The organism is Amycolatopsis balhimycina FH 1894, from assembly GCF_000384295.1.
GTDB classification, from domain to species: domain Bacteria; phylum Actinomycetota; class Actinomycetes; order Mycobacteriales; family Pseudonocardiaceae; genus Amycolatopsis; species Amycolatopsis balhimycina.
In genome coordinates this window covers 8,330,192-8,348,082 of the sequence record NZ_KB913037.1, presented here as the reverse complement: position 1 = coordinate 8,348,082, position 17,891 = coordinate 8,330,192, and the positions used below count along the sequence as shown (strand labels likewise).

Sequence of the window (17,891 nt, the reverse complement as noted above, 5' to 3'; positions counted from 1 at the left end):
GCGACGTGCCCGGGGGGCCGGCTCGTGCCAGGCCCCCCAGGCACGCCCCACCCCCTGTGTCCCCCATGACCGGCACGCGGGCCGGATCCTGTGAGCACGGAGCGGAAATCGTTTTCTCCCCGGAACGTAGGTGCGCCGGGCCGCGGTGTCAAGCCGCGGAGGGTCTGGACAACTGCGGCCGATCCAGGGAAACTGACCGGAAGTTGCTTACTCAACGTGTTGATTGATGTGCCCAAAGTGTCGATCTCTGGTGAATTCACGCACAGACAGGGCAAGAAACCGCACGAACCCGCACAGGCGCGCTGTTTCGGGTTAACCTGAGCCACATGTCTGTAGCGCTGGAGAACATCCTCGCCAAGGCGGGCCTGAAAGTCGACGCGCACGAGTTCCTCACGCTCGTCGAAGACGCGGCGCGCAGACTGTCTCCACCGAATCCGGATCCCTCGCACTACTTCTCCGCCGACCAGCGGGCCGCGCTCGCCGACGTCGGCCTGGACCTGTCGCCGCGCCGCGAGGACGAACCCGACTTCAGGGCCCGCACCGTGGCCGCCCACGCGGTGCTCGCCGAAGGCGCGCTCAGCGTCAACGAGGCGGCCAAGACCCTCGGCGTCGACGACAGCCGGATCCGGCACCGCCTCAAGGAAGGCAGGCTGACCGGCTGGAAGGACGGCGGCTGGCGGCTCCCGGCGTGGCAGTTCGCCGGCTCGGGCGTGCTCCCCGGCCTCGAGGTCGTGCTCAAGGCGTTGCCCGACGACCAGCCCGCGCTCGTCGTCGCCGCCTTCATGAGCACCCCGCAGGCCGACCTGGTGATCAACGACCAGCCCGCGACCCCGCGCCAATGGCTCCTCTCCGGTGGTGACCCGGACCACGTCGCCCGCCTCATCGCCACGCTCGGCACGCCGCTCTAGGCTGGACCTTCCCGAGCAAGATCACCGACAAGGACGGACCACCCCCGACCCATGGCCCGGCTCCCGCTGCCGCCCGCCCGATCCGTCCTGGTCCGGCAGCTGAACCGTGCCAGTGACGTGGTGACGGTCCAGTCCACGACCAGGCTGGTGCGGATCTTCACCGCGCACGGCAACCACCCCCAGCAGTGGAACTCGTTCCGCTACACCGGCCCGCTCCCCCACGGCCGGTTCGACCAGCAGTCGCCCGGGCGCGGCGGCGTGCCGGTCACCGACCCCGCGAACGGGGTGCTCTACTTCGGCCTCACGGTGCGCACGTCGGTCGCCGAGGTCTTCCAGACCAGCTCGACGGTCGACCGCCGCACGCGCGGTCCCCGGCTGGTCGTCGTCCGCCCGGTGCGCACGCTGCGCCTGCTCGACCTGACCGGCCTGTGGCCGACGCGGGTGGGGGCGTCGCAGGAGATTTCGAGCGGGCCGAAGAAGCTCACGCAGGCGTGGGCCCGCGCGATCCGCGGCGCGTTCAGCGACCTCGACGGCCTCTGGTACCGCTCGTCGATGGACTCCGGTGACCCCGCGATCTGCCTGTGGGACCCGCCGGCGGGCGCCGCGCTGCCGATCGCGCCGGACGTGCTGCTGCCGCTGGACCACCCGGGCCTGGACGTCCCGCTGGGCCGCGTCTGCGAAGAGCTGAACTACACGCTGCTCAACTGAGGTGCCGCGCCCACCAGTCCAGGACCGCTTCGAAGCGCTGGACGCGGTGCCGCGGGCGCCCCGAGCGGGTCAGCTCGTGGCCTTCGCCCGGGAAGAGCAGGAACTCCGCGTCCGCTCCCGCGCGGCGCAGGGCCACGAACATCCGCTGCGCCTGCTCCAGCGGGCAGCGCCAGTCCTGCTCCGAATGCACTACGGCGAACGGGATGCGGATCTGCGCGGCGTACGTGAGCGGGCTGCGCTCGCGCAGCACCTCGGGGTCGGTGCCGATGTAGGCGTCGACGAACATGTAGCCGATGTCGGAGCTGCCGAGCATCGAGTCCCACGCGTTGACCGCGCGCTCGCTCCACGCCGCCTTGAAGCGCTCGCCGTGGTGGGCCGCCAGCCAGCTCGTCATGAAGCCGCCGTACGAGCCGCCCATGATGCCGACGCGGGAGGCGTCCAGGTCCGGGCGTTCGAGGGCCTTGTCCAGCAGCGCCAGGACGTCGTCGACATCGACCGTGCCGAAGCCGTGCGTGATCGCGTGGCCGTGCTCGCGCCCGTAACCCGCCGCGCCGCGCGGGTTGCCGAGCACCACCGCGTACCCGGCGGAGGCGTACACCTGCGCCTCGTCGAACACCGCCCACTCCTGCTGGGTGAACGGGCCGCCGTGCACCACGCGCAGCACCGGGTGCGGGCCTTCACCCTCGGGCAGCACCAGCCAGCCGTGCACCGGGTAGCCGTCCGGGGCGGTGGTCTCCAGCTCGAGCATCGGCCGGATGCCCTTGTCCCGCAACGGCTTCGAGTAGTCGGTGAGCACCCGCGCGTCGCCGTCGCCGAGCAGCACGACCTCACCGGAAGTCGACGGCGTTGCGACCACCGCGGCGATCACCGCGCCGTCGAGCGCGAAGGACCGCACCGCGGTGTGGTCGGCATACACGGCGGGCAGGTCGGCCAGCGTGGCGTTCGCGGCGTCGACGGGGACCGCGCGCAGCTCGACCGCGCCGCGGTTGCGGACGGCCACGAGCACGTCGCCTTCGCGCGGGGCCGGCGGCCCCGCCGCCGCCTCGCAGTCGACCGTCTCGGCGTCGGTGAGCCGCCGGGGCTTCACCGGGCCGGCGCCGAACTCGGGCGCCGCCGCGTACAGCCCGGTGGGCGCGGCTTCGTGGTGGTCCTCAAAGGACTGTCCGAAGTAGAACAACGTGCCGCCGGCGCCGAACGCCGGCCGCTCCGCGTAGCCCTCGCACCGCACGACGACTTCCGGGTCACCGCCGTCGGCGGAGACCGCGCAGATGTCGCGGTAGTCGCTTTCGGCCGCGTCCCAGTCCGGCGGCGCGGTGAAGACCACGCGGGTGCCGTCCGGCGTCCACACCGGGTGGGCCGCGTCGAACGCGTCCCCGGTCAGCGGTTCGGGCTCGGGCGGCTCGTCTTCGAGCGCGTCGAGGACGAACAGCCGCTGCATCCGGTCCCGCAGGAACCCGACGTCGTCGATCCGGTAGTCCATCCGCGTGATCCGGCGCGGGGCCTCGGCGGCCGGCTCCGAGGTCTCGCCGCCGGCGTCCTCGGTGCCGTACCGGCCGGCCTCGGGCACGCGGGCGGTGAAGGCGATCCGCCGCGAGTCCGGCGCCCATACCGGTTCCCCGGCCCCGAGGTGCAGGGACGTCAGCCGGCGCGCTTCGCCGCCGCCGGACGGCATGACGTGCAGCTGCGGGCTGCCGTCCGCGCCCTTGCCCTCCCCTGCGCGGAGGAACGCCACCCAGCGCCCGTCCGGGGAGATCGACGGCGAGGAGTCGCGGGGACCGTGCGTCCACGCGGTCTCGCCGCCGTCGAGTGACACGCGCCGCAGCGCGCTGTGCGCGGCGTTGGTCTTCAGCTCGGGCCGCTTCAGCGCGGTGAGCAGCAGGTTCCCGCGCAGGGCGGGACGGCCGGGGACGACGAGGTCTTCGATGTCGGCAGGACGCACATCCCCGACCGTACCGGAATTCCTTAGCGCTGCGAACGACTTACGCGGGGACTTGCTTCCGCTCGTCGCGCCGGGCCTTGGCCAGGCTGGCCACCGTCGTCACGGCGAGCACGACGACGATCACGCCGAGAGAGATCCAGTTGTTGATGTCCAGCCAGTCCGGCACGACGTGGTACTCGTGCAGCGCGTGCAGGAACAGCTTCGCCCCGATGAAGGCGAGGATCACCGCGAGGCCGTAGGTGAGGTAGACCAGCTTGGTCACCAGCCCGCCGAGCAGGAAGTACAGCTGCCGCAGGCCCATCAGCGCGAACGCGTTGGCGGTGAAGACGAGGAACGCCTCCTGCGTGATGCCGAAGATCGCCGGGATCGAGTCGACGGCGAAGAGCAGGTCCGCCGAGCCGATCGCCACGATGACCAGCAGCATCGGCGTGATCATCCGCTTGCCGTCGACCTTCACCGTGTACTGGTGGCCGTGGTAGTCGCCGGTCACCGGGGCGATCTTGCGGACCTGCCGGGTGACGGCGTTCTCGTGGTACTCCTCATCCGCGCCCTTGCTGCGCAGCATGCTGACCGCCGTCCAGACGAGCACCGCGCCGAACAGGAAGAAGACCCAGACGAACTGCTCGATCAGCGCCGCGCCGATCGCGATGAAGACGCTGCGCATGCCCAGCGCGAGCAGGATGCCGACCAGCAGCACGCGGTGCTGGTGGATGGCGGGCACCTTGAACGACGTCATGATGATCATGAAGATGAACAGGTTGTCGACGCTCAGCGAGTACTCGGTGATGTACCCGGTGAAGAACTCGACGCCCGGGTCGTGCCCGGCGAAGATCCACACGCCGATGCCGAAGAGGATCGCGCAGGAGACGTAGAAGATCACCCAGCGGGCGGCTTCCCCCGTGGTCACTTCGTGCGGCTTGCGATCGACGATGACCAGGTCCAGCGCGATCAGCGCGAGCAGGCCACCGATCGTGGCGATCCACAGCCACAGGGGGACAGTCATGGAACTCGAACCTCCGGATAGTGCGCATGAGCAACTAACCGGAGGTCTCTTCCGCCGGTGCGAACACCGGCCGACGGTGCCGGGGGGCGCAGGGCCACCGTGCTGACGACACCGCCGCGAAGGAATACTCCCCTCACAGCGCGTCCAGTGTGCCGGTTGCCGCCACCTGAGCGCCAGCCAGGATCGCGCACGTCACCGGGTTGGTCCTGTAATTCTGGTCACTTTGGTCCACCAGGTGGTCCCCGGCGAGTGATCGGCGTGTGATCACCGTGAGCCGGTGAGGACACTCTCAGGAAAGTTCACATACGGTCACGTCGTGCCCCGACTCCCGCTCCCGCGCACCCGCGGAGCCCGCCTCACCGCGCTCGCCGCCGTCGTCGTGGTCCTGGCCGCCGGCGCGGTCTTCTGGATCACGCGCCCGGCGGCGGCCCCGCCGGTGCCCGCGCAGGACGCGTTGATCGACCTGCCCGCCGCGCCCGGCTCGGCCACGCAGGTCAAGATCGACACGACGACCTACCTCCCGGCGACCGTGCCCGCGCCCGCGGTGCTGCTCGCGCACGGCTTCGGCGGGGACAAGAACAGCGTCGCCGACGACGCCCGTGAGCTCGCGCGGAAGGGCTTCGTCGTGATGACGTGGTCCGCGCGCGGGTTCGGCAAGAGCACCGGCAAGATCGGGCTCAACGACCCGGACGGCGAGGTCGCCGACGCGAGCCGCCTGATCGACCGGCTCGTCGCGCGGCACCAGGTGACGCTCGACGCCAAGGGGGACCCCGAGGTCGCCGTCACCGGCGCCTCCTACGGTGGCGCGCTCGCGCTGCTGCTGGCCGGCACGGACAAGCGCGTCGACGCGGTCGCCCCGGTGATCACCTACAACGACCTCGCGCAGGGCCTCATCCCGAACGCGGCGGCCCCCGCGCAGGCGGCCCCGGGCACCCCCGCCGCCGGCGCGTTCGCGCCCGGCGGCGTGTTCAAGAAGAGCTGGGCCGGCATCTTCTTCTCGGCCGGTTCCGGGGCCGCGGCGAGCGGCTCGCCGTCCGCCGAAGCGCCGGAGGCCGGACAGGAGACCGACACCGGTTCCACCGGCGCCGCCGGGGCCGGCGCGGCGGCCGCCGTCCCGGCGGTGCCGCCCGGCGGGGGCGGCCCGGCTGGGCGGCAGGGTGGTCCGGCCGACCCGTGCGGCCGGTTCACCGCCGCGGTCTGCCGCGCCTACACCGAGCTGGGCACCACCGGCCAGGCGAGCCCGGCGAGCATCGACCTGCTGCGCCGCGTCTCCCCGGCGTCCGTGACGGGCAAGATCACCGTGCCGGCCCTGCTGGTGCAGGGCGAGAGCGACACGCTGTTCGGTCTCGACCAGTCCGACGCGACCGCCCGCCAGATCACCGCGGCGGGCGGCAAGGTGCGGACGATCTGGTACACCGGCGGCCACGACGGCGGGAAGCCGGGACCGCAGCTGCGCGCGAAGATCGCCGACTTCCTGTGGACGGCCGTCGCCGGCGGCGATCCCGGCACCGGCTTCAGCTACGACGTCCAGGGCACCTTGCGCGCCAACGGAACCCCGTCGGTCCGGACCGTCAACGCCCCGGCCTATCCCGGGCTGACCGGCCCGGCCACCGAACGGCGGCTGCTGGCGCTGACCGGTCCCGCGCAGCCCGTCGTGCGCCCGGCCGGGGCGAACCCCTCCGCGGTGAGCGGCATCCCGGGCCTCAACGGCGTCGCGAGCAGCACGTCACGGCTGGGCGCGCTGTTCAGCAACGACCCGCCCGGCCAGGCCGCGCAGTTCACCACGGCGCCGGTGGACAGCCAGATCGTCGTCAGCGGCTCGTCGACCGTGCGGCTGCAGGTCGCCGCGGACCCGGCGCATCCGCAGCCGGACGCGGTGCTGTTCGCGAAGCTCTACGACGTCGGACAGGACGGCTCGCGGGTGCTGCCGGCCAACGCGATCGCCCCGTTCCGGGTGAGCGGGCTGCCCGCCGACGGCACGCCGGTCGACGTCACGGTGACGCTGCCCGGCATCGTCCGGCCGATCGAGGGCGGGCACTCGCTGCGACTGGTCGTCGGCACCACCGACCAGGCGTTCGCCGCCCCGGCCGCGCCCGCGGTGTTCCGGATCGGGTTGGCCGGCGGCGCCGCGCTGGCCGTGCCGATCGTGCCCGGCGCGTCCGTCGGCTCCCCGGCCCCGGCCGGGCAGCTCGCCGGCATCGGCGTGACGCTGGCGATCGGCGTGGCCGTGGTGCTCTTCGCGGCACTGCGCCGCCGCCGCGCCACCGACGTCGACCCGGAGCTCGCCACCACGCCGCTGGTCATCGAAGGGCTGCGCAAGCAGTACGCGGGCGGGTTCGTCGCGGTGAAGGACCTTTCCTTCCGCGTCGAGCCGGGCCAGGTGCTCGGCCTGCTCGGGCCGAACGGCGCGGGCAAGACGACCACGCTGCGGATGCTGATGGGCCTGATCACGCCGACCGAGGGCGGCATCCGCGTGTTCGGGCACAAGATCACCCCGGGCGCCCCGGTGCTGTCGCGGATCGGCTCGTTCGTCGAAGGGTCCGGCTTCCTGCCGCACCTGTCCGGCCGGGCGAACCTCGAGCTGTACTGGGCTTCGACCGGGCGGCCGGCCGAGAAGGCGCACTTCGCGGAGGCGCTGGAGATCGCCGGGCTCGGCACGGCCGTCGACCGGCGCGTCCGGACCTACAGCCAGGGCATGCGGCAGCGGCTGGCGATCGCCCAGGCGATGCTCGGCCTGCCGGAGCTGATGGTGCTCGACGAACCGACCAACGGGCTCGACCCGCCCCAGATCCACCAGATGCGCGAGGTGCTGAAGCGGTACGCCGCGACCGGCCGCACCGTGGTGGTGTCCAGCCACCTGCTGGCCGAGGTCGAGCAGACCTGCACGCACGTCGTGGTCATGCACCGCGGCTCGCTGGTCGCCTCGGGCGAGGTCGGCGAGCTGGCCGCGGCCGGCGGCGAGGCGACGTTCCGGGTCGGCGACCCGGCCGCGGCCGCGGCGGCGCTGAAGGCGGTCGGCGGGGTCACCAAGGTCGACGTCGACGGCGACCTCGTGCACGCCGACCTCGACGGGCTGCCACGCGCCGAAGCGGTGGCGGCGCTGGTCCGCGCCGGGGTCGCGGTGGAGCAGGCCGGCCCCCGGCGCCGGCTGGAAGACGCGTTCCTGCAACTGGTCGGAGAAGAGTCGTGAGTGAGGGTGTGCACACCGATCCGCACGCGCTGGACGAGCTGAGCGACGTCGCGTCGCACGAGCACGCGGGCGTCGGGCCGGACGGCGCGGTCGAGGGCTACTCGGCGCGGCGGACGCTGCGGCTCGGCGTCGAACTGCGGCGCCAGCTGCGGCGGCGGCGCACGCAGTTCCTGCTCGGGTTCGTCGCCGTCCTGCCGTTCATCCTGGTGATCGCGTTCCAGCTCGGGCAGTCGAGCCCGAACCGGCGCAGCGGCGGGTTCGTCGACCTGGCCACGGCGTCCGCGCCGAACTTCGTCGTGCTGGCGCTGTTCGTGTCCGGGACGTTCCTGCTGCCGATGATCGTCGCGCTGTTCTTCGGCGACACGATCGCGAGCGAGGCGTCGTGGTCGAGCCTGAAGTACCTGCTGGCCGTGCCGGTGCCGCGGCAGCGGGTGCTGCGGCAGAAGGCGATCGTGTCCGGGCTGCTGTCGGCGGCGGCGCTGGTGCTGCTGCCGCTGGTCTCGCTCGGGGTCGGCGTGCTCTGGTACGGCGCCGGCGCCGCGATCAGCCCGACCGGCGACGCGGTGTCCTTCGGCGACAGCCTGCTCGCCATCGGGCTGTCCACTGTGTACATCATCCTGCAGCTGGCCTGGGTGGCCGGGCTCGCGCTGGCGCTGAGCGTCTCGACCGACGCCCCGCTCGGCGCGGTCGGCGGCGCGGTGCTGGTGGCGATCCTGTCACAGATCCTCGACCAGATCACCGCGCTGGAGGGCCTGCGCAACTACCTGCCGACGCACTACGCGTTCTCGTGGATGGATCTCATCTCCACCGACGTCGACTGGACCAACCTGGCGAGCGGCATGCTGTCGGCGGTGATCTACGGGACGGTGTTCTTCCTGTACGCCGGGCGGCGGTTCGCCCGAAAAGACATCACCAGCTGAGGCCCGCGGCGGGCGTACGCCGCGGGAATGACCACCGTGGTGGAATGGCACCGGCTGGGCATGCGGCGGGCCGGGTCGTCGGTTCCCGGCCGGCCGGGAACCGACCCCGGCGGAGGTCACCGAGCCGGCGCACCGTGAGCACTTCGGCGTCGTCCGGTTGAGCGGTAAGACCTGACCGGCCCGCGGCACCGCGGTACGGTCGGCCCGTGCCGATCATCCTGGAGAGCCACCACGACGTCGCCGTGCTGCGGATCGACCACGGCAAGGGCAACACCCTCGACACGGATTCCTGCCGCGAGCTGGTGCTCCGGCTGGAAGACGCCGAGCGGGCCCGCGCGGTGGTGCTCACCGGCACCGGCGGCATCTTCTCCGCGGGCGTCGACCTCAAGCGGCTCGACGAGGGCGGCGCGCCGTACGTCTCGGAGTTCCTGCCGCTGCTGTCGGACGCGCTGCTGGCCGTGTTCGGCTGCCCGCGTCCGGTGGTCGCCGCGCTGAACGGGCACGCCGTGGCCGGGGGCGCGGTGCTCGCCGCGGCCTGCGACCACCGGGTGCTCGGCGCGGGCGCCATCGGAGTCACCGAGCTGCTCGTCGGCGTGCCGTTCCCGCTGGCCGCGATGGAGATCCTGCGCTGCGCGTACGGGACGGCGCCGCTGCCTTCGCTCACCTTCTCCGGCGAGGTCTTCGGCGGTGCGGACGCGCTCGCCCGCGGGCTGGCCGACGAGCTGGCGGCCCCGGAGGAAGTCCTCGAGCGCGCCCTCGGCGTCGCGACCCGGCTCGGCGAGCTGCCCGCCGAGCCGTTCGCCCACACCAAGGCCCAGATCCGGCAGCCGTTCCACGAGCGGATCGCCGAGTACCGGCACTCCGACGACCCGGAGGTCGAGCGGCTGTGGCGGTCGCCGGCGACGCTCGCCGCGGTCAAGTCCTATGTGGACAAGGTACTTCGCTAGGCGCGCACGCCGCTTTCGGCGAGCGCCTTGATGCCTTCGACCGTCTTCTGCATGTTGGCCTGCAGCTCGCCGAGCCGCATCGCGACGATCTCGTCCTCGTGCTCGGGCATCGAGCCGATGATCGTGGTCAGGTTGGACGGGCCGGGACCGATCTGGGCCCACTGGCGCAGGATCGTGCCGTCGCCGTCCGGGACGAGCTCGAACTTCCACGACGCCGCCGGGTTGGCCACGTCCATCACGGCCCACGCGAACAGGCGCCCGGGCTCGTACCCGGTCACGGTCGAGACCGTCTCCCACTCCCCGGCGACCGGGTGGGAGTTGCGGCCGCGGAACCGCGCGCCGAGGCCGGGCTCGGCGCCCTCGACCCAGCCGCCGCCCTGGAACTCGGTGGAGAACCGGGCCGGCAGGTCGACGTCCAGCAGCCAGGACCAGACCTCGGCCGGCCGCGCGTCGACGCGGACCTCGACCTCCGTCGTGGGACAGTCGGAAACCTTCATGGCGGACCCCCTCGCTCGATGCCGGTGCCTCCGGATTCGGACGGTAGCCCGGCGCCGATCACGCGGACAACTCGCAGATTGCGCGCGGCTGCGCACCCCTGAGGACGCCGCCTCGGGCGCCGCGCCACCCGCCGAAAGTCGGTCCCTGACCGATTCTGTGCCCGGACAGCCGATTGCCGACCGCCGCCGGTTCTGTGAGGGTCCCACGGAGGGTTCATGAGCCGGGTTCATGAACCGGGGAGGGTGTGCTCGATGCGCAGACTGTTCACCGCAGGCGCGGTCCTGCTCGCGATGGCCGGCCTGGCCCCGGCGGCCGCGGCGGCCCCCGACATCAAGGCCGAGCTGCGGAAGATCCCCGGGCTGACGATCGTGTCGGAGGACGCGGCGCCGTCCGGGTACCGGTTCTTCAAGCTGACCTACACCCAGCCCGCCGACCACCGGCACCCCGGCGCGGGCACGTTCCAGCAGCGGTTCACCCTGCTGCACCGCGACTTCGCCGCCCCGACGGTCGCGTTCACGAGCGGCTACAACGTCAGCGGCTCGCCGAACCGGTCCGAGCCGACGCAGATCGTCGACGGCAACCAGCTGTCGATGGAGTACCGCTACTTCACGCCTTCGCGGCCGGAGCCGGAGAACTGGGCGAAGCAGCTGACGATCTGGCAGGCCGCCGCCGACGAGCACCGCGCGGTGCAGGCGTTCAAGGCGATCTACCCGGGCAAATGGCTGGCGACGGGTGGCAGCAAGGGCGGGATGACCGCGACGTACTTCCGGCGCTTCTTCCCCGGCGACGTCGACGCGACCATCCCGTACGTCGCGCCGAACGACGTCATCGACCCGGTCGACGTCTACAACCGGTTCCTGTCCCGGGCCGGCGACGACCCGGCGTGCCGTGCCGCGCTGAAGGCCATCCAGCGCGACGCGCTGAAGCGGCGTGACGAGCTGGGCGCGATCGCCGCGGCGGACGCGGCGCAGCGCGGGCTGACGTTCTCGATCGTCGGCTCGGCCGACAAGTCCCTCGAGATCTCGGTGATCGACTCGTACTTCGCCTTCTGGCAGTACCAGAAGCAGGCGGACTGCGCGACGGTGCCGGCGCCGGGAGCACCGGCGGCGGACGTCTACGCCTGGTACGAGAAGGTGGAAAGCCTCAACACCTACTCCGACCAGGACCTGGCGCCCTACATCCCGTACTACTACCAGGCCGCGGCCCAGCTCGGCTCCCCCGAGGCGTACGACGGCTACCTCCGCGACCTGCTGCGCTACCCCGGCGCCGACCAGCCGAAGACGTTCGTGCCGAGCTCGATCCGGATCCCGCGCTTCGACTACCCGGCGATGCCCGACATCGACTTCTGGGTGAAGTCCCGCGGCACGCGGCTGCTGTTCGTGTACGGCTCGAACGACCCGTGGGGCGCCGAGCCGTTCGAACTCGGTTTCGGCAGCCGCGACTCGTACCGCTACTACGTGCCGGGCGGCAACCACGGATCGAAGATCGCGCAGCTGCCACCGGCCGACGCGGCCGCGGCCACGGCGACGGTCCGGCGCTGGGCCGGCCTGCCGCCGGCGTCATCACAGGCCTCGTCCCCGCTTGCCCTGCGCAGCGCCCCGGCCGGGTTCCCGGACTTCGACGCCGACCTCGCCCTTTCGGCGCGACCGCCACTTTGACAGGTTTGTGACCTCCCGGAGCCGGGCTGTCAGGCGTAGTCTCGCCACACCTGACGGCCCGGCCCGAGGAGGCCTGTATGCCTCGACCCGTCCACTTCGAGATCCACGCGGGTGACCCCGAACGCGCGGCTGCGTTCTACACGAAGGTGTTCGGCTGGAAGTTCGAACGCTGGGGCGATGTCCCCTATTGGGTGATCACGACCGGCGAAGGGGACGGCATCGACGGCGGGCTCGTCCCCCGCCAGGGCCCCGCCCCGGAGGCGTCCGCCCCGGTCCACGGTTTCGTCAACACGATCGACGTCGCCGACCTCGACCACACCCTCGGCGAGGTCAACCGCGCCGGCGGGACGCTGGCCCTGCCGAAGAGCCCGGTGCCGGGCGTCGGGTGGCTGGCGTACTGCAAGGACACCGAAGGCAACATCTTCGGCATGCTGCAGGCCGACGAGAACGCGCCCGCCCCCGGGTGAGCCGGCTTCACGACTCGAGCTTCACCAGCTCGAGATCGGTCTGCGAGAAGTCGTTCCCGATGCACAGCAACGGTTCACGCGCCAGCTTGGCCGTGGCGTAGCTGTAGCAGTCGCCCATGTTGAGCTTCGCCGGGTGATGGCCCTTCCCGTATTGGCTGAACGCGTCGATCGCCATCTCGGCGTGTTCCTCGGTGAAGGGAACCGTCTGGATATGGTTGTCCTGCAGAAACCGGGCCAGTACCAACCGGCCGCGTCCACCCAGCCGCGCGGTGAGAACAACGCCGACCTCGACAAGGGTGGGCGCCCCGATCCTGACTTCGTCCGCTTCCGCGAGACGTTCCTCGAGTAGTACGTGGTCCGGCTCCTGGCGGATGATCGCCACGACGGCCGAGCTGTCGATGATCACACGCCCTCCGGCCCGAACCCGAGGATGTCTTCCCACTCTTCCTTCGGGATCGGTTTCCCGAGCTCCTCCGGCGGTATCAACGGCCAGATCTCTTCTTCCAGGACCCGTCTCATCCGCTTCAGCCGCTGCTCGGCGTTCTCCTGCTTCTTGAGCTGGTCACGCCGGAGACGGAGCGCCTCACGGACGGCACCAGTCTTGGTGTCACCCGTCAACTCCGCGACCTCGGCCGCAAGGCGCTCCGTCTCCGGGTCCTTGATGTTCATCGCCATGGTGTAATCATACACTGAATGGTGTAATACTCGATCAGGTGAACGGCGTCACTTGATGCCGGCCGCGTCCATCCCCCTCAGCTCCTTCTTCAGGTCCGAGATCTCGTCACGCAGCCGGGCCGCCAGCTCGAACTGCAGGTCGCGCGCCGCCTGCATCATCTGGTCCGTCATCTGCTGGATCAGGTCCGCCAGCTGGGCGCGGGGCATCCCCGAGACGTCCTTGTCGACCAGCATCCCCGAGCTGCGCACCCGGTCGCCCTGCTCGGGCTTCTTGCCGCGCGAGGAGTTGCGGCCCGAGCCACCCACCGAGACCTGCTCGGTGTCTTCGGCCTCGCTGTAGACCCGGTCGAGGATGTCGGCGATCTTCTTCCGCAGCGGCTGCGGGTCGACCCCGCGTTCCTCGTTGTAGGCGACCTGCTTCTCGCGGCGCCGGTCCGTCTCCTCGATCGCGTGCCGCATCGAATCGGTGATCTTGTCCGCGTACATGTGCACTTCGCCGGAGACGTTTCGCGCCGCGCGGCCGATCGTCTGGATCAGCGATGTCCCGCTCCGGAGGAAGCCTTCCTTGTCCGCGTCGAGGATCGCCACCAGCGACACCTCCGGCAGGTCGAGACCCTCGCGCAGCAGGTTGATACCGACCAGCACGTCGAAGTCGCCCGACCGCAGCTGCCGCAGCAGCTCGACCCGCCGCAGCGTGTCGACCTCCGAGTGCAGGTAGCGCACCCGGATGCCCAGCTCCAGCAGGTAGTCGGTCAGGTCCTCGGACATCTTCTTCGTCAGCGTCGTGACCAGGACGCGCTCGTCCTTGTCCGCCCGCTCCCGGATTTCGTGCACCAGGTCGTCGATCTGGCCCTCGGTCGGCTTGACGACCACCTTCGGGTCGACCAGGCCGGTCGGCCGGATGACCTGCTCGACGAACTCGCCGCCGGCCTGGCCCATCTCGTACGGCCCCGGCGTCGCCGACAGGTACACCGTCTGGCCGATCCGGTCGGAGAACTCCTCCCAGGTCAGCGGCCGGTTGTCCACCGCGCTCGGCAGCCGGAAGCCGAACTCGACCAGGTTCCGCTTCCGCGACATGTCGCCTTCGTACATACCGCCGATCTGCGGGACCGTCTGGTGCGACTCGTCGATCACCAGCAGGAAGTCGTCCGGGAAGTAGTCGATCAGCGTCGCCGGCGCCGTGCCGGCCCCGCGGCCGTCGATGTGGCGCGAGTAGTTCTCGATACCGGAGCAGAACCCGACCTGGCGCATCATCTCGATGTCGTAGGCCGTGCGCATCCGCAGCCGCTGCGCCTCCAGGAGCTTGCCCTGCCGCTCGAGCTCGGCGAGCCGCTCCTCGAGCTCCTTCTCGATTCCCTGGATCGCCTTTTCCATCCGCTCCGGGCCGGCGACGTAGTGCGTTGCCGGGAAGATCCGGACCTCGTCGACCTCCTTGACGATGTCCCCGGTCAGCGGGTGCAGGTAGTACAGCTTCTCGACCTCGTCGCCGAAGAACTCGACCCGGATGGCCAGCTCCTCGTAGGCCGGGATGATCTCGACTGTGTCGCCCCGCGCGCGGAACGTCCCCCGCGCGAAGGCGATGTCGTTGCGCGTGTACTGGACGTCGACCAGTGCACGCAGGAACACGTCCCGGTCGAGCTGCATGCCGACCTTGAGCATCGACGACCGGTCGAGGTACGACTGCGGGGTGCCCAGGCCGTAGATGCACGAGACACTGGCGACCACGATGACGTCCCGCCGCGAGAGCAGGTTCATCGTCGCGGAGTGCCGCAGCCGCTCGACGTCGTCGTTGATCGACGAGTCCTTCTCGATGTACGTGTCCGTCTGCGCGATGTACGCCTCGGGCTGGTAGTAGTCGTAGTAGCTGACGAAGTATTCGACCGCGTTGTGCGGGAACAGCTCGCGCAGCTCGTTGGCCAGCTGCGCGGCCAGTGTCTTGTTCGGCGCCATCACCAGCGTCGGCCGCTGGACGCGCTCGATCAGCCACGCCGTCGTCGCCGACTTGCCGGTACCGGTGGCGCCCAGCAGCACGACGTCCTTCTCGCCCGCCCTGACCCGGCGTTCGAGCTCGTCGATGGCCGCCGGCTGGTCACCGGCGGGCTGGTAGTCACTGACCACCTGGAACCGGCCGCCGGTCCGGGGGATCTCCGAGACGGGCCGGAAGTCGGACTGGGCGAGCACGGGGTGTTCGGTTGCGAAAGCCACGGGGACCAGAGTAGGCCGACCCACCGACAATTTCTCGGGGGTTCGGGTGGCGGAGCCCCCGACCTGGGGCGAAGCCCCAGATGTCACCGACAATTTCCGTCGGCCCTGGTCAGCGGGGTCGGAACACCGTGACGGAAGCGACTTCGCCGCCATCGACCGAGCAGTGCAGGATAGCCCCGGGCGCGGGGTCGGCACCGAAGCACGAGACCAGCACCCGGTCGGGTCCGATCGCCTGCACCTCGGTGCGCGGGAACTCCGCGAGGACTTCGGCCACCTCGTCGGCGGGCGCGGCGAGGTGGGCCAGGACGACCTCGCGCGGGGACGGCGGCGGCGGGATCGGCAGGCCGTGGCCTTCGAAGAGGCGGTTCAGCTGGTCAGCCGCCGAAACCGCGCGCGGGAAGCCGGCGAACGCCGCCGTCTGGACGACCACTTCGCAGACCTCCGCCGGCGACAGCCCCGCGGCCAGCCCGGTCCGGAGGTGAACGCTCAGCGGCGGGCCGACCATCCCCGCCGCGACGATCGCCGCGAGCGTGGCGGCCTCCCGGGTCCGGGCGTCCAGCGCCGGACGTTCGTGCAGGTGGCCGTACACGGTGCCGACCGCCAGCTCGCCCAGCGCCGGGACGGTGGCGAACAGCGCGTCGAGCCGCTTCGCGCCGTCCTCGACCAGGTCGGCGAAGTTCTCGCGGCCACGTCGGTGCAGCTCCGCTATCGGGTCTGTCATTCCCGCTCCCCCTACTCAGCAGTTGCAGTCGCAGCAGGAGCAGCAGTCGCAACAACCGTCACAGCCGCCGCAATCGCATCCGCCGTCGCTGCAGGTACCGACCGGTTTCCCGCTCCACGGCCCAGGATAGGGATCGCGGCAGCAGAACTGGCAGGTGCAGCACATGTAGGGGGTGAGGGCGCAGCCGAGGAAGAGGTTGCGCTTCTTCGGCGGGACGGCGAATTTCGGGTACCAGAGGCCGCCGCCCTTGCCGTCGAGCGGCTCGGGGCCGGGGTCATCGGGGCCGCCCGGGTCTCCGGGACCACCCGGACCTCCCGGGCCTCCCGGGCCGCGGCCGCCGGGGCCTGGAGCGCCGGGCGGTGGAACCGGACCCGGCGGTGGAGATCCGTGGGGCTGGGGTGACCCGGCCCAGTCCGGCGGCACCTGGTGCGGGTGCTGCTGCGGTGCGGGCCCCGGGCCGATCCACCCGGGTGGCGGCTGCTGCGCGGCCGGCGCGCCGTGCCCGGGTGCCGAGCCGTGGCCGAACGCGCGGTGCACCGCCTGCCTCAGCTCGTGGACCAGCAGGGCGTGCACCAGGGCCGGGTTGACGAACTCGGCTTCGCGCAACGCCAGCTCGACGCCCAGCACGGCGTCGTCGCACAGGCGCCGTGCCTCCGCCCGTCCCGTCCCGGTGGCCAGGAGCGGGTTCCAGGCGCCGGTGGCGGCGTCGGCGGCGTGATCCTCGACCGCGTCCAGCAGGTGTGCCACCCGCCCGAACAAGCGACCCGCCTCGGCGAGCGGCGCGGCGTTGCCCGGTCGTCCGGCCAGTTCGGCCGTCCGTGCGAAGGCGGCCGCGGTGGCCAGTTCGGCGGGCTCGGTCGCGAGTAGGGCCGAGTCCCCGGGCCGGATCGCGCGTTCCAGTTCGCCCTGCCGGTCGACGGCCTCGGTGAGCACCGCCGTGTCGAACCCGACCCGGGAACCGGTGCGGCTGCCCTGCGCGGCCCACCGCGCCGCGACCCGGCGCGCGGCCGCGGCCACCGGACGTCGGCCGAAGGCACCGTCGCGGTCCTCGACGTGGTCACCGACCTTCGCGGCGGCCAGCACCAGCGACACCGCGGCGGCCAGCTGAGCGCCCTCGCCGCGCGCGACCGACGCCGTCCGCATGCCCCGCAGCGGGCACGGACCCGCGTCCCGCCGCCGGTCGGCACGCGTCGTCTGCGCGTCGACCAGCACGGAGATGATCAGGCCGTCGTAGTTGGTGACGACGCGGGCCAGCTGGCCGTGTTCGTCGCGCAGCGTGAGGCAGAGCCCGCACAGGTGCGCCAGCCAGTCGGCATGCAGGCCGGCGGACAGCCGGTGCCGGCACGGCCTGATGATCCCGAACATCCCCAGTTCCCCTCGGCTCCCGGACGGACGGCGCACCTTAGCCCGAACGTGTGGCGCGCGCGGCCGGTGTGTGCGATTCGTGACCGGTTCCGCCGCCGGTCCCGGCAGGATGGGCGGCATGGCCGCACTGCACCCGCCGAAGGTCGAGATCTTCGACCCCGCCGCGCGCGCGAACATCGATCCGAAGGGCATCCTGCGGGAGGTCGAGGAGTACCGCGAGGAGCCGTTCGGCCTGTACGTCGCCCGCCCGACACCGGGCCGCGCGCAGTTCCACTACCTCGAGTCATGGCTGGTGCCCGAGCTGGGTCTCCGCTTCACCGACTTCTGGTTCTCCCCCGGCCACGAGCGCGACCAGGACTTCTACCTCGACGTGGTCCGGGTCCGCCGCGACGGGCCGCGCTGGGTCGCCACCGACCTGTATGTCGACCTGGTGCTCAGGGACAAGCTGTCCCTGCGGGTGATCGACACCGACGAGCTGCTGGAAGCTCTCGCCGCGGGTCTTCTCACCGCCGAAGACGCGGAGTACGCGTTGAAGACGACGTACGCCGCGGTCGAAGGCCTCGCTGCGCACGGCTACGACCTTGCGGCGTGGTTGTCCACCCGGGACATCACGCTCACCTGGCGACGACATCCCTAGCCAGCTGCCTGAGGTTCGCCGGCAAAGGCAGCCACGCACCCACCGAAACC

At 71.5% G+C, this 17,891-nt stretch carries 16 protein-coding genes; 8 read left to right on the top strand and 8 right to left on the bottom strand.

Annotated features, from left to right (window positions below; translation table 11 throughout):
• The first annotated feature begins 326 nt into the window (after positions 1-326).
• Complete coding sequence (locus tag A3CE_RS0138355; RefSeq protein WP_020645410.1) at positions 327-908, top strand: MerR family transcriptional regulator; 582 nt, start codon at positions 327-329, stop codon at positions 906-908.
• A 51-nt stretch (positions 909-959) separates the two neighbouring features.
• Complete coding sequence (locus tag A3CE_RS0138350; RefSeq protein ID WP_020645409.1) at positions 960-1,616, top strand: RES family NAD+ phosphorylase; 657 nt, start codon at positions 960-962, stop codon at positions 1,614-1,616.
• Here the strand turns inward: A3CE_RS0138350 and A3CE_RS0138345 are convergent.
• Positions 1,609-3,555 carry a S9 family peptidase gene (locus tag A3CE_RS0138345; protein WP_020645408.1) on the bottom strand — a complete coding sequence of 649 codons (1,947 nt, stop codon included), beginning with the start codon at positions 3,553-3,555 and terminating at the stop codon, positions 1,609-1,611. The genes A3CE_RS0138350 and A3CE_RS0138345 overlap by 8 nt on opposite strands.
• 40 nt (positions 3,556-3,595) lie before the next feature.
• A complete protein-coding gene (locus tag A3CE_RS0138340; protein WP_020645407.1) occupies positions 3,596-4,558 on the bottom strand; it encodes a TerC family protein in 963 nt (320 codons plus the stop codon).
• Between the two features lie 316 nt (positions 4,559-4,874).
• Between A3CE_RS0138340 and A3CE_RS0138335 the strand changes: the two genes are divergently transcribed.
• From A3CE_RS0138335 to A3CE_RS0138325, 3 genes are all read left to right on the top strand, one after another.
• Complete coding sequence (locus A3CE_RS0138335; RefSeq protein WP_020645406.1) at positions 4,875-7,748, top strand: alpha/beta fold hydrolase; 2,874 nt, start codon at positions 4,875-4,877, stop codon at positions 7,746-7,748.
• Positions 7,745-8,668 carry an ABC transporter permease gene (locus A3CE_RS0138330; RefSeq protein WP_020645405.1) on the top strand — a complete coding sequence of 308 codons (924 nt, stop codon included), beginning with the start codon at positions 7,745-7,747 and terminating at the stop codon, positions 8,666-8,668. The genes A3CE_RS0138335 and A3CE_RS0138330 overlap by 4 nt, the downstream gene beginning before the upstream one ends.
• Before the next feature lie 206 nt (positions 8,669-8,874).
• Positions 8,875-9,615: an enoyl-CoA hydratase/isomerase family protein gene (locus A3CE_RS0138325; RefSeq protein ID WP_020645404.1), complete on the top strand. Its 741-nt coding sequence runs from the start codon at positions 8,875-8,877 to the stop codon at positions 9,613-9,615.
• Here the strand turns inward: A3CE_RS0138325 and A3CE_RS0138320 are convergent.
• Entirely contained in the window at positions 9,612-10,112 is a 501-nt protein-coding gene (locus A3CE_RS0138320) for an SRPBCC family protein (protein ID WP_020645403.1), read from the bottom strand. The two genes, A3CE_RS0138325 and A3CE_RS0138320, sit on opposite strands and share 4 nt — an antisense overlap.
• Before the next feature lie 252 nt (positions 10,113-10,364).
• On the opposite strand from A3CE_RS0138320, the gene A3CE_RS0138315 reads away from it, so the two are divergent.
• Positions 10,365-11,771 (top strand): S28 family serine protease, encoded by a 1,407-nt coding sequence (locus A3CE_RS0138315; RefSeq protein WP_020645402.1) that lies wholly within the window; start codon positions 10,365-10,367, stop codon positions 11,769-11,771.
• 77 nt (positions 11,772-11,848) lie between these two features.
• The gene (locus tag A3CE_RS0138310) at positions 11,849-12,238 is read left to right on the top strand and encodes a VOC family protein (protein ID WP_020645401.1); all 390 of its coding nucleotides are present in this window, start codon (positions 11,849-11,851) and stop codon (positions 12,236-12,238) included.
• A gap of 7 nt (positions 12,239-12,245) precedes the next feature.
• On the opposite strand, the gene A3CE_RS0138305 is transcribed toward A3CE_RS0138310, so the two are convergent.
• The 5 genes from A3CE_RS0138305 to A3CE_RS0138285 all read right to left on the bottom strand — a co-directional run bounded on the left by A3CE_RS0138305 (position 12,246) and on the right by A3CE_RS0138285 (position 17,204).
• Positions 12,246-12,644: a type II toxin-antitoxin system VapC family toxin gene (locus A3CE_RS0138305; protein WP_020645400.1), complete on the bottom strand. Its 399-nt coding sequence runs from the start codon at positions 12,642-12,644 to the stop codon at positions 12,246-12,248.
• The gene (locus tag A3CE_RS0138300; RefSeq protein WP_020645399.1) at positions 12,641-12,913 is read right to left on the bottom strand and encodes a type II toxin-antitoxin system VapB family antitoxin; all 273 of its coding nucleotides are present in this window, start codon (positions 12,911-12,913) and stop codon (positions 12,641-12,643) included. Before A3CE_RS0138300 ends, A3CE_RS0138305 begins: the two co-directional genes overlap by 4 nt.
• Positions 12,914-12,961: 48 nt before the next feature.
• The gene (gene uvrB / locus A3CE_RS0138295) at positions 12,962-15,118 is read right to left on the bottom strand and encodes an excinuclease ABC subunit UvrB (RefSeq protein WP_026469262.1); all 2,157 of its coding nucleotides are present in this window, start codon (positions 15,116-15,118) and stop codon (positions 12,962-12,964) included.
• Positions 15,119-15,227: 109 nt separating this feature from the next.
• Positions 15,228-15,839: a carboxymuconolactone decarboxylase family protein gene (locus A3CE_RS0138290; RefSeq protein WP_020645397.1), complete on the bottom strand. Its 612-nt coding sequence runs from the start codon at positions 15,837-15,839 to the stop codon at positions 15,228-15,230.
• A gap of 15 nt (positions 15,840-15,854) precedes the next feature.
• Positions 15,855-17,204, bottom strand: coding sequence for a DUF5685 family protein (locus tag A3CE_RS0138285; protein ID WP_020645396.1), 1,350 nt, complete (start codon positions 17,202-17,204; stop codon positions 15,855-15,857).
• A 118-nt stretch (positions 17,205-17,322) separates the two neighbouring features.
• Between A3CE_RS0138285 and A3CE_RS0138280 the strand changes: the two genes are divergently transcribed.
• Positions 17,323-17,841, top strand: a complete 519-nt coding sequence (locus tag A3CE_RS0138280) for a ribonuclease FAU-1 family protein (RefSeq protein ID WP_020645395.1) — start codon at positions 17,323-17,325, stop codon at positions 17,839-17,841.
• The last annotated feature ends 50 nt before the right edge of the window (positions 17,842-17,891 follow it).